General features: G+C 73.3%; 14 protein-coding genes and 1 pseudogene. 4 read left to right on the forward strand and 11 right to left on the reverse strand.

The annotated features are described in order from the left end of the window. Positions 1-112: 112 nt before the first annotated feature. Positions 113-625 (reverse strand): hypothetical protein, encoded by a 513-nt coding sequence (locus J7I94_RS26575; RefSeq protein ID WP_215170809.1) that lies wholly within the window; start codon positions 623-625, stop codon positions 113-115. A 162-nt stretch (positions 626-787) separates the two neighbouring features. Here J7I94_RS26575 and J7I94_RS26580 point away from each other — a divergent pair, with 162 nt between their 5' ends. Then, positions 788-1,456 (forward strand): hypothetical protein, encoded by a 669-nt coding sequence (locus J7I94_RS26580; protein WP_215170831.1) that lies wholly within the window; start codon positions 788-790, stop codon positions 1,454-1,456. On the opposite strand, the gene J7I94_RS26585 is transcribed toward J7I94_RS26580, so the two are convergent. The 6 genes and pseudogenes from J7I94_RS26585 to J7I94_RS26610 all read right to left on the reverse strand — a co-directional run. Beyond that, the gene (locus J7I94_RS26585; protein WP_251075793.1) at positions 1,386-2,345 is read right to left on the reverse strand and encodes an STM4011 family radical SAM protein; all 960 of its coding nucleotides are present in this window, start codon (positions 2,343-2,345) and stop codon (positions 1,386-1,388) included. The genes J7I94_RS26580 and J7I94_RS26585 overlap by 71 nt on opposite strands. 10 nt (positions 2,346-2,355) lie before the next feature. Next, positions 2,356-3,726 carry an STM4012 family radical SAM protein gene (locus J7I94_RS26590; protein WP_215170811.1) on the reverse strand — a complete coding sequence of 457 codons (1,371 nt, stop codon included), beginning with the start codon at positions 3,724-3,726 and terminating at the stop codon, positions 2,356-2,358. After that, positions 3,723-4,631 (reverse strand): STM4013/SEN3800 family hydrolase, encoded by a 909-nt coding sequence (locus tag J7I94_RS26595; protein ID WP_215170813.1) that lies wholly within the window; start codon positions 4,629-4,631, stop codon positions 3,723-3,725. Before J7I94_RS26595 ends, J7I94_RS26590 begins: the two co-directional genes overlap by 4 nt. Before the next feature lie 103 nt (positions 4,632-4,734). Beyond that, positions 4,735-5,904: an STM4014 family protein gene (locus J7I94_RS26600; protein WP_215170815.1), complete on the reverse strand. Its 1,170-nt coding sequence runs from the start codon at positions 5,902-5,904 to the stop codon at positions 4,735-4,737. Next, positions 5,885-6,838: an STM4015 family protein gene (locus tag J7I94_RS26605; RefSeq protein WP_215170817.1), complete on the reverse strand. Its 954-nt coding sequence runs from the start codon at positions 6,836-6,838 to the stop codon at positions 5,885-5,887. The genes J7I94_RS26600 and J7I94_RS26605 overlap by 20 nt, the downstream gene beginning before the upstream one ends. Before the next feature lie 6 nt (positions 6,839-6,844). Further along, positions 6,845-7,198, reverse strand: a pseudogene (locus tag J7I94_RS26610) (leucine-rich repeat domain-containing protein); the annotation flags it as partial. Between the two features lie 238 nt (positions 7,199-7,436). Here J7I94_RS26610 and J7I94_RS26615 point away from each other — a divergent pair. Together J7I94_RS26615 and J7I94_RS26620 are read left to right on the forward strand one after the other, a co-directional pair. After that, positions 7,437-7,763 (forward strand): hypothetical protein, encoded by a 327-nt coding sequence (locus J7I94_RS26615; protein ID WP_215170819.1) that lies wholly within the window; start codon positions 7,437-7,439, stop codon positions 7,761-7,763. Between the two features lie 210 nt (positions 7,764-7,973). Further along, complete coding sequence (locus J7I94_RS26620) at positions 7,974-9,026, forward strand: DUF6745 domain-containing protein (RefSeq protein WP_374198420.1); 1,053 nt, start codon at positions 7,974-7,976, stop codon at positions 9,024-9,026. 18 nt (positions 9,027-9,044) lie between these two features. Here the strand turns inward: J7I94_RS26620 and J7I94_RS26625 are convergent, their stop codons facing one another. Both J7I94_RS26625 and J7I94_RS26630 read right to left on the reverse strand, forming a co-directional pair. Continuing rightward, a complete protein-coding gene (locus J7I94_RS26625) occupies positions 9,045-9,761 on the reverse strand; it encodes an adenosylcobinamide amidohydrolase (RefSeq protein WP_374198419.1) in 717 nt (238 codons plus the stop codon). Positions 9,762-10,051: 290 nt separating this feature from the next. Next, on the reverse strand, positions 10,052-11,002 hold the full coding sequence (locus J7I94_RS26630; RefSeq protein ID WP_215170823.1) for a hypothetical protein: 951 nt from the start codon (positions 11,000-11,002) through the stop codon (positions 10,052-10,054). Between the two features lie 308 nt (positions 11,003-11,310). Between J7I94_RS26630 and J7I94_RS26635 the strand changes: the two genes are divergently transcribed. Further along, complete coding sequence (locus J7I94_RS26635; RefSeq protein ID WP_215170825.1) at positions 11,311-12,162, forward strand: ABC transporter ATP-binding protein; 852 nt, start codon at positions 11,311-11,313, stop codon at positions 12,160-12,162. Positions 12,163-12,247: 85 nt separating this feature from the next. On the opposite strand, the gene J7I94_RS26640 is transcribed toward J7I94_RS26635, so the two are convergent. Next, positions 12,248-13,465 (reverse strand): globin domain-containing protein, encoded by a 1,218-nt coding sequence (locus tag J7I94_RS26640; protein WP_215170827.1) that lies wholly within the window; start codon positions 13,463-13,465, stop codon positions 12,248-12,250. Between the two features lie 76 nt (positions 13,466-13,541). Then, positions 13,542-13,988: a nitric oxide-sensing transcriptional repressor NsrR gene (gene nsrR, locus J7I94_RS26645; protein ID WP_215170829.1), complete on the reverse strand. Its 447-nt coding sequence runs from the start codon at positions 13,986-13,988 to the stop codon at positions 13,542-13,544. Between the last annotated feature and the right edge of the window lie 152 nt (positions 13,989-14,140).

Raw genomic sequence — 14,140 nt, forward strand, 5'->3', positions numbered from 1 at the left:
GTCGGCGAGTGACGACAACGCCGCAGATGCGCGTGCCAGACCCCGCGTCTGCGGCGTGATCCAAACGACAGGCCCTAGTCGTCCGCCGTACGTGACCGTACCGGCCTGGGGGTCAGATCCGTCCGCCCGTGAGGCGGGTGACGGGGCCGTGGGTGTGCTGGGCCGAGCGGCGGCCGACCGCGTAGGAGGCGGCGGTCAGCGCGGTCAGGCCCGCGCCCACACCTGCGGCGACGAGCTTGCGGTGGGCGATGACCGTCCAGGCCGTCCTGGCGGCGCCGGCGACCTGACCCGTGGTCGCGATGACGGCCTGGCGGCCCGCTTCGACGCTCTTGGCCGCGCTCTGGGCGGCACCCGTCGCCACACTGGCCGCGCGTTCCGCGCCGGAGCCGGCCGCTGACGCGACGTCACCCGCCTTGCCCGCGGCGTCCTTGGCGGTCCGTGCGGCGGGAGCCGTCACCTTGTCGGCGCCCTGCCGGGCCTTGGCCGCGGCGGTCGCCTCGGCCTTCGTGGCGTCGGGCTTGGCGTCGGACTTGGTTCCGGGCCGGGTGCCGGACTGGCCGCCGGGCTGAGTGTCCGGCTTCTGGGTGTCCGGCTTCTGGTTCGTGTCGTTGCTCGGTTCAGTCATGGACTCCGGTTTGCCCCTCGCTCCGCGCGCAAACGCCCGCCCCCACGACTGTTTCGGCCGAAACCTGACCGAAACCGGGCCGCGCCGGGGACCGTCGGCCCCGGAAGGGTATGCCTGCACGTATGCCGACACAGGCAGGGGCAGGGGGCGGCTCCGGTGACAATGTGGCGCAGCACGACCGGCCGGCGCGAGTCCCGCCGGGTCCGACAACGGGAAGCCGTACGGCTGTTGCGTGCGCAGGGGCGGCACGGGCCGGAGTTCCGGGAGGTGCTCCCGGCGCTGACCGGGCTGGTCCTGGTGCTGTGCGCCGGGGTCGCGGGGCTCGCGGCGGGCTACCGTTCCCTGGGCGTCGTGGTGCCGCTCGCTTTCCTGGCGCTCCTGGCCGTCGTCGTACCGGTCGTCGTCGGGCGGCTGCGCCCGCCGGCCCGGCGCCGCCGTGGCCGCTACACGGCGGAGGAGATCGCCGCCCTGGACACGGAGGGCCTCGCACTCGCCGTCACCCGCATGCTGCGCCGGGACGGCTGGTCGGTCCGGCCGCCGTCCGGTGAGCGGGTGCGGCCCCGGGTGCGGGCGCGCCATCCCCGGGGCCATCGGCTGGAGGTGGCGTTCCGCCCCGTCGCCGAGCCGCTGCCCGACGAGGACCCGCCCGTCTCCCCGTCCCGCCGCGCGGACGCCGGACCGCCGGTCCTGCTGATCGTGCACCGCGGCACCTTCAGCGCCCGGGACGCGCGATGGGCCCGGCACCGGACCGGCACCCGTCTCATGGACGGTGCGCTGCTGCGTCGCTGGGCGGACGGCACGTCCCTGGACCGGCTGATCGACCTGACGTGACACCTGAGGTGACATCGGAGACCTGGGGCGACAGGCCCCAGGGGCGGGGCACGGCGGGCACCCGTTCCAGAACACCGCCGGCGAAGACGTCGTACAGGGGCAGCGTCTCCAGGTGGACGTAGCCGATGTGGCAGTCGCAGACGGCGAGCGGACAGGGGCGCGGGCGCAGGGCCGGCCGGTAGGAACCGTCGTACAGGTTGCCCAGTTCGGCGCGGACGAAGTGGCAGCGGCGTACCGTGCCGTCGCCGTCGACCGAGATGACGGACTCCCCCGTGCGGCAGGGCAGGCCGGCGCTGGTGTGGGGGTGGCGGCTGTAGGGGAAGAGCGGGTCCAGGGCGGTCCAGGTCGTCGCCTGGGCGTCGTCGTAGGTGTGGCCCTCGGCGGCGTTGATCCACAGGTAGACGTGGCCGGGCAGGTCGGCGCGGAGCCGGCGGGCCGCGTCGAGGTGCTCGGGGAGGCCGACGACACCGACGCTGAACCGCACCCCGCGGGCGGCCAGGTCCCGGCACTTGGCCAGGAAGCGGTCGTACGGCGTCTGCCCGGGGTGGTACGTGCACCACAGGGCGAGGGTGCCGGGATCGGCGTCGGCGAGCCAGTCGGTGCGGCAGCTGAGGTTGGTCTGGATCGCCACCCGGCTGATGTGCGGCAGGTGCGACAGCTCGGTCAGGGTGCGCCGGTACCAGGAGCGCGTCAGGCCCTCGCCCCAGGGCGTGAACAGCACCGACAGCCGGTCGTCGGTGCTGTCCGCCGCCCACGCGGCGAACCGCTCCAGGGCCGCCCGGTCCGCGCGGAGCTGCTCGCGGCTGTCGCGCCGCTTGGCGAAGGGGCAGTACGGGCAGTCGTAGTCGCAGGAGGCCAGGGGGCCGCGGTAGAGCACGGTCAGGTCCATGGCTCGTCGGTCACTTCCGTTCGTAGGCGGCCATGGCGGCGCGTACCGCCGGGGAGAACAGCTCGGGTCCGATCGCGTCGGAGTGGGCCAGGCCCTCCGGGGTCAGCCGCAGGACCGTGCCCGGGGTCCCGTCGCCGGCCAGCCAGCCGCGGTCGGCGAACCGGTCGAGTTCGGCGGCGAAGTCGTCCCGCGGCGTGCGGCCGAAGCGGGCGCGGTAGTCGGCGGTGTCGAGGCCGTCGGCCTGGAGCAGCGACTGGAGCAGGTGCCGGCGACGGGCTTCACCCGCGTCGATACGGCGGCCGTACTCGGCGTGCGCGAAGTCCGCGGCGGGGCGGGAGACGTAGTCGTCGATGATCGCGCGGATCTCATGCATGCCGACGGCGTAGTCGAAGGAGTAGTGCAGCCCGGCGGTGTACGAGCGGGCGCCGCAGCCGAGGCCGATCATGCCGTCGGTCTGGCAGGCGTAGTCGTCGGCGCCCTGCGGTGCGGCGTCCGCGCGGCGGAACATGCGCATGGACCGCTGCTCGTAGCCGTGCGCGAGGAGGTGGTCGCGTCCGGCGCGGTACAGGCGCAGGCGCTGGGCGTCCCAGGCGGGGTCGGGGTCACCGGCGCGCCGGCCGAGGCCGGTCAGGGGGCGGACGTAGAGGGGGTAGAGGTACAGCTCCTCGGGCCGCCAGGCCAGGGCCGCGTCCAGCGAGCGCAGCCAGGTCGTCTCGGTCTGGCCGTCGATGCCGTAGATGAGGTCGATGTTGAGGACCGGTATGCGGGCGTCGCGGACGCGGCCGAGGGCCGCCTCGACGTCCGCGCGGCGCTGGGGGCGTACGGCGGCCCGGGCCTCGGTGTCGTCGAAGCTCTGCACGCCCAGGCTCAGCCGGGTGGTGCCACGCTCGGCGAGGACTTCGAGCCGGTCTGCGGTGGCGGTCGCGGGCGACGCCTCGACCGACAGGGGTACGGCTGCGAGGTCGGCGCCCATGCGGTGTTCCGCTATGTCGCAGAGGCGCTGGAGTTCGGCTGCGGTGAGGAAGGTGGGGGTGCCGCCGCCGAAGGCAGCGGTGGCGAACCGGACGGGACCGGTGTCGCCGAGCGCGTCCCGTACGGCGGTTGCCTGCCGTTCCAGGGCGTCCAGGTAGGCGGTGGTCATGCCGTCCGGGGCGCCGATGCGGGTGAAGAGGTTGCAGAAGCCGCAGCGGATCTCGCAGAACGGGATGTGCAGGTAGAGGGAGAGGGCGTCCTTGGGTTCGGCCGCCCACAGGGAGCGCAGCGCCGGGCGGCCGGTCAGGCGCCGGTAGGCGGTCTTGTGGGGGTAGGCGTAGACGTAGTGCTGGTAAGGGCTCACGTCCTGGTCGGTGGGCGGAAGGGCGGCGGCAGGGGCGGTGGTCATCGGGTGGCTCCGGCGGGGGCGGGCTCGGGGGTTTTGGGGTTCCCCGGGGATTCGGAGCTCCCCGGAGATTCGGGGGTCCCCGGAGATTCACGAGTCTCGTGCGTCTCGGGTTCCAGGACGAAGTGGGCGTAGGGCACGGTCCACACCGACTCGTGGCCGAGGCGGTGGCCGGTGTAGCCGTCGTCGCCGTAGGCCGTGCCGTGGTCGGAGCAGACGATGGCGAAACACGGGCGCCTGCTGCTCGCGGCGGCGAACAGGCGGCCTATGTGCCGGTCCACGTACTCCAGGGCGGCGGCGTGTGTCTCGCGGGTGTCTCCGGCGTCGCGGGTGGCGCCGGGCAGGTGGAACCAGTTGGGCTGGTGCAGGGCGGACACGTTGACGAAGAGGAACAGCCTCTTGTCGTGCGGGAGTTCACGCACCACCTGCTCGGCGCACGCGATCTGGTGCTCGAAGGAGGTGGGTGAGGTGACACCGAACTCGGGCTCCCAGTGGGACTCGTGGAACATGTCCGGCAGCACCGAGCCCAGCGGGCCCCGCTTGTTGAAGAAGCCCACTCCCCCGACACACACCGTGTGGTACCCGGCCCCGGCGAGACCGGAGACGAGGTCGGGGGTGTCGTAGACCCAGGTGCGGTCGGCGGTGGTCTCGCTGCCGGCGAAGCTCGCCGCGAACAGGCGTGGATGGGTGCCGGGGGCCGCCGGGGTGGGCAGGAACCCGGCGAAGATCGCCTGGTGGGAGGCGTAGGTGAAGCTCCCCGGGGCATGCCGCTTCTCCCAGCGTCCGCCGGGCAGACGCCGGGCGAGGTGCGGGATGCGGCCCGCCGCGGCGAGTTCGGCGGCGACGTCGTGGCGCAGGGTGTCGAGGGTGACGAGGAGCAGGTCGTGGCTGCCGACGATCTCGTTCATGTCGGGTTCGGTCGTACTGGGCTCGACCGAACCGGGTCCGGTCGTACCGGGTCCGGTCGTACCGCCGGGTTCGACGGTCGGCTCCGGGGGGACTCGACGCCGGTCAGGGCCTGACATGGTGCTGTTCCGTTCTGTACTGGTACGGGTACTGGTGGCGCGGGGCGGCCGTCCGCAGGACGGCGGCGACCTGGGTGGCGTAGGTGTCGAGGCCCTCGGCGCCGCTTCCGGGCAGGCCCGTCAGACCGGGCAGCAGGTCACCGAAGGCGTTGACCTCGCAGACCACGAACCGCCGCCATCCGGTGACCGGCAGCAGGTCGACGCCGACGCAGAGGGTACGGGGGAAGCAGGCCGCGGCCCGTTCGCACACGTCGAGCGCCTCGGCCCAGGACGCGCCCGCCGCCTCCACCGCGCCCCGGGCCGCGTCGAGGTCGCCGCGGGCGCCGCCGAGGTGCAGGTTCGTCATCGGCGAGGTGCTGGTGCGGACCACCGCGTGCGTGGCTCGCCCGGCGACCACGACGACCCGCAGATCGGCCGCCCGGCCGCCCTGCGACGCCTTCGGCACCCATCGTTCCAGGTGCAGCCCGTCGGGAGCCAGGGTGTCGACGATGGCGGCTACGTCGGACTCGCGCTCGTAACGCCGCACGGCGAGGGAGTTGAACAGCTTGCCGTCCGAGGCGAGTTCGACCGAGGTGGTGGCCCGGACGCGGCCTCTCGGCGAGGCCTCCACGGCGAGCACGCCGGAGGCCGACGAGCCGTGCGCGAGCTTCACGAACAGCCGCGGCATCCGGTGTTCACCCATCAGCCGCCGTACGTCGTCCCAGCCGTGGACCACTGGAGCCGGCGAGGTGGGCGCTGCTGAGGTCGGTGAGAACGGCACCGGGACACCGGCCGCGTCGAGGACCGCGTGGCAGCGGCGTTTGTCGAACAGGACGGCCAGTTCGTCGTGATCGTCGAGGCGCTGCCCGCCCTCCAGGCCGCGCACGGCGGCCAGGAAACGCGTGTACCAGCGGGCCGAGCCCTCGACCCGGGTGGGATCGTCGACGCCGCGCAGTTCGCGGTCGACGCCCGGGTGCTCTCCGGGCGAGTCGATCCGGACGACCTCGTCCGGGGCGAAGACCGCCCCGCCCATGCGCAGTACCTCCGTCCAGGGCACGACGCGCGGTGCGGGCAGGCCGGCCGCGGCCGCCGCCGCGGTGAACAGCGTCACCCGCCGGTTCTCGGGGTTACCCACGACCGCGAGGGGTGGGCGGGTGTCACTCCGAGACCGCGACATAGCGTTCCTGTCCGTTCCTCAGGGAGGCGGGTTTGAGCGTGAGGCACACGTCGTGCGGTTCCAGGGACTGACGCAGCCGCCGGACCACTGACTCGCTCATGAAGTGGTGGTTGAGGTTCAACGAGCCCAGGTGGGTGAGGGGCTGACCGGAGAGCAGGGCTTCGCCCCCTTCGTCGTCCAGGGCGCCCATGCTCAGGTCGAGGGAGTCCAGGCGTACGACGACGGGTGCGGCGGCGACCGCCGCCGCGATGTCGTTCTGGATGTCGCTGTTCTGCAGCCCCAGGTGGCGCAGTCCGGGAGAGTGGGCCAGTCCGGCCAGGAGCGCGTCGATGTCCTCGCGGCGGCAGTCACCGCCGTACCAGCCGGTGCCCAGCCAGAGTTCCATCCGTTCCAGGTTCGGGAACGCGCAGGCGCTCAGTCCCCGCACGCATTCCCGGGGCAGGCCGCCGGACTCGACGCGCAGGGTGCGCAGGCCGTCGTGGAGCAGCGGTTCCACCACCAGGCCCTCCGCGCCGCGCATCCCCAGTTCGGTCAGGCGGGGAAAGGCGCGCAGCAGCCGGGTCACCTCGCTCTGCTTGATCCAGGAGATCTCGGACTCCTCTGACTCCACGTCCGCGAGGAACACGGCCCGCAACGCGGGGAACCGGTGGGCGTCGGCGATGATCGAGTCCAGGACCGGGCCGATGCCCTCCTCGTCGTAGTCGATCCACCAGGGGCCGACGACGAGCGCGGTGACCTCTTCGGCGCGCACCTCGTCGCGGAACCGGGCCCACAGCACCTCGAAGGGGTCCTCTTCGTAGGCGCGGCCGATCCGCCAGGCCACCGAGCCGGGTGCGGGTGGTGACGTGCGACCGGCCTTGTCCGGCTCGGTCGGGAAGCCATGGACGGGCAGGCCGTGGAAGGCGGTCAGGTGGGAAGGGTAGTAGTACGACATTCCTGGTCACTCCCCTGCGGCGACGAAACGGGCGACCGTGCCGTCCTCGTTCTTGTCGTCCTCGGTGCGGTCTTCGCTCAGGTCGACGTCGACACCCTCGACGGCGAGGAGGTGGGTGAGGGGCTGGCCGGCGAGCAGCGCGGCGGCGGCCACCGCGATGGCGTCCTGTATCTCGCTGTCGCGCAGCGCCAGGTGCCGCAGCCGGGGCAGGCGGCTGCCCTCCAGGATCGGCGCCACGTCCGCCGGCTCTGAGTCGGCGCCGTACCAGGAGGTGCCCAGCCACACGTCGAGGTGTTCCAGGGCGGGCAGTTCGCTCGCGGCGATGCCCCGGACCACGGCGGCCGGGAGCCCGGCTTCCTGCCCCACACCAGGGAAGTCGACGGCGGGCAGGTGGTACAGCTCGTTCAGCGTGTCACTGAAGGCCATGCTTACGGATCCTGACGTGAGAACGGACGCGGTACGGCGATGTGCCAGCAGTTCTACCAACTGGCACTGACATCGGCCGGGTGCGGGCTCGGCCGCGGTCCGTTGTCAGTGGTGGCCCGTACGGTTTTTCCCATGGCCGGTGCGCCGTGCACCGGCTGGAGAGGGGACACCCATGTACCGGCAGGGAGATGTGCTGATCGTGCCCGTCGCGGACGAGGCGGTGCCGCCGCATGTACGGCGGGCGCCGAAGGAGCCGCGGGACGCGAAGGGCCGGCTCGTCCTGGCCCTCGGCGAGGTCACCGGACACGCCCACGCCGTGGTCGGTCCCGGGGAACTGGTGCGCGAGCCCGGGCCGTTCGGCCCGTTCCTGCTGCGGCTGCCCGAGGGCGGCCGGGTGGTCCACGAGGAGCATGCCACGATCGCCCTGCCCAAGGGGTGGTACCGGGTGATCCGGCAACGGGAGTACGTACCCGGGTCGGTGCGAATCGTCGCGGACTGACCGATGGGGTCGGCGGAGGAGGGGACCGTGACGACCCGGGCTACCGGGACTACCCAACTACCGGACTACCGGAGTGACTGTGACGACCGGAGCGGCCATGGTGACCGGAGCGACCGTGACGATCGCGGCAATCAAGGGGCAGGAGACATGAGGACCGGGGGAAGCATGACGCAGACGACCGTGACGCCGGGGACGACGACGCCGGGAGCCATGAGGCGGGAGACCGGTGGAGGAAGGGAGCCGGTCGTCCAGGCCGACGACGACTATGTGGAACGCTGGCGCCTGCGGGCCCTGGCGACCGTGCCCGCCGACCGCGCGGCGGCCGAGGAAGGCGTACGGCTGGCCTACCTGCGGGCTGGACTGACCGGGCCCGAGCGCGTGTTGTGGGCCCGCTCGCCCCGCGAGGCGGTGCGGCTGGTGCGGGACCTGACGGACGCCGGTCCGAGCGTCCGCGAGGCGGTGCGCACCGCGCCCTGGGCGGAGGAACGCGACCGGGTCCACGCCGAGTTGGGCGCCATCGGCTGGTCGGAGCAGTGGTCCGTGACGGGTGGACGGCTGTGGGACCCGGTGCGGTCGCTCGTCGACCGGATACACCGCGGTGTGCTGGAGGACCTCGCCGGTGAGGACACGGAAGCCGCGGCGGAGATCCGCCTGATCCTGCTGGACGCCGTGCTGGGCCAGCACGACGCGCCCTGGCTCGCCGCGTTCCGCACGGACCGTGCTCCCCTCGACGGGCTGGCCCTGGTCGCCCGCAGCGCCGGCTGGTGGTGGCCGTTCGCGAAGGTGGCGGTGGTCTGTGAGCGCCCCGTCGCCCTGCACCGTGACGAGGCCGGACGGCTCGACCGTGGGGACGGGCCCGCGCTGGCCTTCCCCGACGGCTTCGCCCTGTACGCCTGGCGGGGCATGCCCGTACCGGCCGATTTCCTGGCCGAACTGCCCACGTTGACACCGGAACGCATCCGCACCGAGGAGAACGCGGAACTGCGCCGGGTCATGCTGGAGCACTACGGCTACGACCGTTACCTGGCCGACTCCGGTGCGCGCCCGTTGGACCGGGACGAGACCGGCGTCCTGTGGCGGATCGACCTGGAAGACGACGAGCCGGTGGTGATGGTGGAGGTCCTCAACTCCACACCGGAACCGGACGGCACCCGCCGCACGTACTGGCTCCGGGTTCCGCCGACGACCCGGACGGCCAAGGAGGGGGTGGCGTGGACGTTCGGACTGCGGCCGGAGGTGTACGCACCCGTGCGGGAGACGTGAGACTCGCGTCCTCAGTTCTCAGGGCAGGCGCGAGACCGTCGTAGGTGATGGCGCGGGGCTCCCCCGCAGAGCGGCCAGGACCGCGTGGTGGACGGCCCGGGCCAGCCGGGCGCCCCACTCGGAACGGGGCCCCGCGAAGGCATGGGTTCGGGCGTCGGCGTGCGGCGCGCGGGCAGCGACGCACACGGCGTCGGTCGGGGTGCCGGAACAGTCGTACCCGGCGTCCAGCAGCGCCTGCACCTTGGCCTCGGTGGCCGTCATCACCGCGTTGACCAGGGCCGCGTCGGTCAACGGGACCGGGACGGCGACGACGACGTTGATCGTCCCGGGTGGGTCGGCCCCGTCGGCCCCCTCCGCCGGGGACGCCGCCCAGCCGCGCACCGAGACGCCCGCGGTCGCCACGGCTTCCACTCCCCCGTCGCGCGCGTACCCCGGGTCGGCCACCTCGGCGGCCGTCATCAGGCCGACACCCGGTCCCACGGCCCCGGCCGCACGGGCCAGGCCGGTCAGGTGCCGTGCGGGGTCGGTACGGCGGTAGCCGTGGGCCACCTGGGCGTTGAGCACCCACGTCCGCTCGGCGATCCCACCGCCCAGCACGGCGCTGGCGACCATCCGCCAGCCCGGACCGGCCCGCCAGAGCAGCGCGTGCAGGCGTTCACCGTCCTCCGTGCGGACCAGGTGCTCCCAGTCCGTCAGGAGGGGGCCGGTTCGAGGCGACGGCAGGACGGCGGGCACCGGGCTGGCTCCTTGGGAGGTCAAGGGGTGAACAAGGGGTGGACAGGGGGTTGACAAGGGCAAAGGGAGGCGGCGGGGAAGGGGCCGACAGACGGGCAGGGGAGGGCAGGGCGGACCGGACGATCGTACGCGGCCCGCCCGGCCGGGCCCGCGGGCACCTGGCTCGCCGAGAGGGCTCAGGTGGCGCTCTTCGACCGGCGGCGGCGTCCCGGGCCGGCCAGCGCGTCGATCAGTTCCTCACGGCTCATGTGGGAGCGGCCGGAGACGTTGCGCTCGGTGGCCCGGGTGACCTAACCGCCGCGCGGGTCCAGTCGACTCAAGACCCGCTCGGCTTCCCGTGCCTCTCGCTCGGCCGTGGTCAGCGCGTGTGCCGCCGTGCGGTGCCGTTCCTCGGCCTGCCGTTGCTCCCGGTCGGCCCGCCGGGCCTCGGCTCGGGCCTCGGTCAGCCGCTGTTCCGCCTCGGACACCCGCTGCCGGGCCGCCTCTCGCCGCTCACGGGCCCGGCCGAGACCGGCGTCCGCCTCCGCCTCCTCGGTGCGTGCGGAGGACAGGAGCCGCGCCGCCGCCTCGGCCGTCTCCCGGGCGCGAGCGAGCCGCTCCCGCCGTATCCTCCGCCGTTCGGCCAGTTCGTCCACGGCCTCGCTCGTGGCCTCGCTCGTGGCCGCGCTCCGACGCCGTTCGACTGGTTCATCTGGTTCATCCTTGGTGTTCGTACGTCGCTTCCGCTCGGTCACCGGTGGCCTCGGCGGTCGTTCCAGGACCGGCTGGGCGAATCCGGCGGGGAACACCGACGGCGGGGTGAGGGCGGTGTGCAGGCGGCCGGTGGCCCATCGGTCGGCGGCCTCCTGGTCGGCCAGTACCGCGCCGAGGGTCGACTCGACCTCCTGCCGCACCGCGGCGGACAGCCGGTGGCCGGCGGCATCGGCCAGCTCGGCGGCCTGCCCGGTGAGCGCGGAGACCACGCGTCGCTGCGCGGACAGCGACTTCAGCTCGGCGGCGTCCAGGGTGCGGTAGGCCTCGCGCAGGGCGCGTCCCAGTTCCAGCAGCTTCTCGCACTCCTGGGGCCGGGAGCGCAGCAGGAGGTTGGCCGCCCAGGCCGCCAGCGTGGGGCGGCGGGCGGCCTTGATCAGACGGGCGTCCCCGGCGCGGCCGGCCTTCCTGGCCTCGGCGGCCAGTTCCTCGCGGCGAGCCACGAAGTCCGGCGGCGGTGTGGTGTACAGCGCGTCGAGCGCCGTCTCCACATCCGGGCCCGAACCCGAGCCCGAGCCCGAGCCCGCACCCGCACCCGCACCCGCACCCGCACCCGCACCCGCACCCGCACCCGCACCCGGGGCATGGTCCGCGCCGTCGGCGCGGCGCGCTCTCCTGCGTCGCACGTTCCCCAGGCTCCACCGGACCGCGCGACGGCGCACGCCGTCGGCCACCGTCGGTGCCCCGTGAACGGCCGTGTCACGACCGTCCAGGACTCGGACACCCCGGCGACAACATGGTCTTTACACCTACCGTGGGCCGACGGACGGCGCAGTCCGCAGCCGAGAGGAGTTCGCGCATGACCGGGGAGACAGCGGAGCACACGGTGGACGGCCGGGACACGGCCGTCGTCCTCCTCCAGGACGTCAGTGTCCGCCGTTTCACGACCGACCAGGTGATCCTGGACGGCATCGACTGGTCCGTGCGGGCCGGGGAACACTGGGCCCTGCTGGGCGCCAACGGCGCCGGCAAGACGACCCTGCTGCGGCTGCTGGGCGCCCTGATGCACCCCACGACCGGCAGCGTCGAAGTCCTGGGTGCCCGGCTCGGCCGGGTGGACGTCCGCGAACTGCGCGCCCGCATCGGCCACGTCTCCTCCGCGCAGCGCGTGCCGGAGAATCTCGGGGCGCACGCGGTCGTCCTGACCGGCCACACCGGCACCGTGCAGCCGCTGTGGCGGATGTACGACGACGAGGTACGGCAGCGGGCCCACGAACTGCTGGCCGAGATGGGCATCAAGGAGTTGGCGGACCGTCCGTACGGGGTGTGTTCGGGCGGCCAGCGGGCCCGGGTCCTGATCGCCCGCGCGCTGATGGCCGACCCCGCCCTGCTGCTCCTGGACGAGCCGTTCAACGCCCTGGACCTGCCCTCCCGGGAGGACCTCATCGAGGCCCTGCACCAGTTGGCGGAGGGACGCCCGCGGCTGGCCACCGTGACGGTGACGCATCACCTGGAGGAGCTGTCCCCGGTCGTCGGCCACGCCCTTCTGCTGCGGGAGGGCCGGATTCTGGCCCGGGGACCGGTGGCGGAGGTGCTGACCGACTACCGGCTCACCGCCTGCTTCGGCCGCCCCATCACGGTGGCCCGGCGCGAGGGCCGCTGGGCGGCCTGGTCCGGCCGGTCCGGAAACGCGCGCCCGGAGACGACCTGACCGCGGCCCCGACCACAACGGCACCGACGGGTCCGCACCGACCGACCGCGCTGACCGCCGGTCACACACACCGCCGCCCGACCCGCTACGCCACCGCCGGCTCCTCCTGCTGCCCCAGCCACAGGTCGGGTCCGAAGACCTCGTAGTGGATCGCCTCGGCGGGCACCCCGCGGCGCAGCAGGTCACCGCGGACGGCCCGCATGAAGGGCACCGGTCCGCACAGGTAGGCGGTGAGGCCCGGGGGCAGTTCGACGGCGGCCAGGTCGGCCCGGCCGGCCGACGCGGACTGTGGCGCCGGGTCGCCGAGCTCCTCGTAGAAGAGGTGGAGCCGGGTGTCCGGGAGGGCGCGGACGAGGGAGAGCTGTTCGTCTCGGTGGGCGTGGTCGGCCGGGGTGCGATCGGCGTGCAGGACGGTCAGCGGGCGGGTCGAGCCGGTGGTGACGAGGTGGTCCAGCATGCCCACCATGGGCGTGACACCGATGCCCGCGGAGGCCAGCAGCAGCGGGCCGTCGCCCTGCTCCAGCGCCAGGTCGCCGAAGGGCGCGGACACCGACAGGACGTCGCCCGCACGGGCGTGGGCGTGGAGCCAGGAGGAGACCTCACCGTCCGGCCCCGCGCCGCCCCGGACCCGCTTGACGGTGATGCGCCACTCGGGCCGGCCGGGGGCCGAGGAGAGGCTGTACTGGCGTATCTGCCGGGCACCGTCCGGAAGTTCGGTCCGGACACTGACGTACTGCCCCGGACGGAACGGACGCAGCGGGCCGCCGTCGGCGGGGCGCAGCAGGAAGGAGACGGCGTCGGGGGTCTCCTCGCGGCGCGCCACGATCTCCATGGGCCGCCGGACGTCTCCCTCGGGCACCTCGGCCTCCTGGTAGAGCCGCGCCTCGACGGCGATCAGCGCGTTGGCCATCAGCCAGTAGACCTCGTCCCACGCCGCGCCGACCTCGGGGGTGACGGCGTCGCCGAGCACCTCCGCGATCGCCTCGAACAGATGGCGGTGGACGATCTTGTACTGATCGGGGGTGATGCCGAGGGAGGCGTGTTTGTGCGCGATCCTGGAGAGCAGCGCGTCCGGGCGGTCGTCGGGGCGTTCCAGGAGCATCCCGGCGAACGCGGCGACGGATCCGGCGAGGGCCCGCTGCTGGTCGCCGTTGGCCTGGTTGCCCCGGTTGAAGAGGTCCTTCAGCAGTTCCGGGTGGGCGGTGAACAGCTTGCGGTAGAAGAGCCGGGTGATGTCGTCGATGGCGGCGCCGACCGCCGGGAGAGTGGCCCGGATCACGGGGACGGACTGTTCGGAGAGCACGGCGACTCCTTTAATTGGTAAAAGATCTTCGTGTTTTATGGTGCGGAGTGCGACGGTCAGCACTACCGGGAACGACTCAGGCGGAGGGACGGTCCGTCAGCGCGATCAGGACCGGGCCGGTCGGCGAGGCCACCAGGTCGGCGACGGTCAGCGGGTCGAGGGTGGCGTAGAAGGCTTCCTGCGCGGCACGCAGCGCGCCGCGCAGCCGACAGGCGGCCCGCAGCGGGCACGGCACGTCACCCTCGCACTCGACGACCTCGCCCTTCCCTTCCAGCTCTCTGACCAGCCAGCCCACGGAGGACCGGCGTCCGAGGGCGGTCAGTGCCAGTCCGCCGCCGCGCCCGCGTCGCGCCTCCACCACACCGAGGTGCTGGAGCCGGGTGACGGCCTTGGCCGCGTGGGTGTAGGGCACGCCCATGGCGTCCGCCACCTCGCGCGTGGTCAGCGGATCGTCTCCGTCTCTCACCACCGCCAGGCGCATCACGGAGCGCAGGGCAAGGTCGGTGAACTTGGTCAGCCGCACGTTCCGGAGGCTATCAAATGCGCATGCTAGGTTCTTCTTTGAGGGTCGCCGTCGGTCATGTGCGGTGGGCGAGACCCGGGAGACGAGAGACGGTGACCTGCGGATGACGACGCCGGAGTTCGGTGAGGGTGCCCCCGTTATCTTTTTCGCGG

This window comes from Streptomyces sp. ISL-12, from assembly GCF_018614415.1.
Taxonomy (GTDB): Bacteria; Actinomycetota; Actinomycetes; order Streptomycetales; family Streptomycetaceae; genus Streptomyces.

Coding starts and splice junctions, on each gene's coding strand:
- J7I94_RS26615 (WP_215170819.1), top strand. CDS start 7,437: ATGTACCGGCAGGGAGATGTGCTGATCGTGCCCGTCGCGGACGAGGCG.
- J7I94_RS26600 (WP_215170815.1), bottom strand. CDS start 5,904: ATGTCGCGGTCTCGGAGTGACACCCGCCCACCCCTCGCGGTCGTGGGT.
- J7I94_RS26575 (WP_215170809.1), bottom strand. CDS start 625: ATGACTGAACCGAGCAACGACACGAACCAGAAGCCGGACACCCAGAAG.
- J7I94_RS26595 (WP_215170813.1), bottom strand. CDS start 4,631: ATGAACGAGATCGTCGGCAGCCACGACCTGCTCCTCGTCACCCTCGAC.
- J7I94_RS26605 (WP_215170817.1), bottom strand. CDS start 6,838: ATGTCGTACTACTACCCTTCCCACCTGACCGCCTTCCACGGCCTGCCC.
- J7I94_RS26580 (WP_215170831.1), top strand. CDS start 788: ATGTGGCGCAGCACGACCGGCCGGCGCGAGTCCCGCCGGGTCCGACAA.
- J7I94_RS26585 (WP_251075793.1), bottom strand. CDS start 2,345: ATGGACCTGACCGTGCTCTACCGCGGCCCCCTGGCCTCCTGCGACTAC.
- J7I94_RS26590 (WP_215170811.1), bottom strand. CDS start 3,726: ATGACCACCGCCCCTGCCGCCGCCCTTCCGCCCACCGACCAGGACGTG.
- J7I94_RS26635 (WP_215170825.1), top strand. CDS start 11,311: ATGACCGGGGAGACAGCGGAGCACACGGTGGACGGCCGGGACACGGCC.
- J7I94_RS26620 (WP_374198420.1), top strand. CDS start 7,974: ATGAGGCGGGAGACCGGTGGAGGAAGGGAGCCGGTCGTCCAGGCCGAC.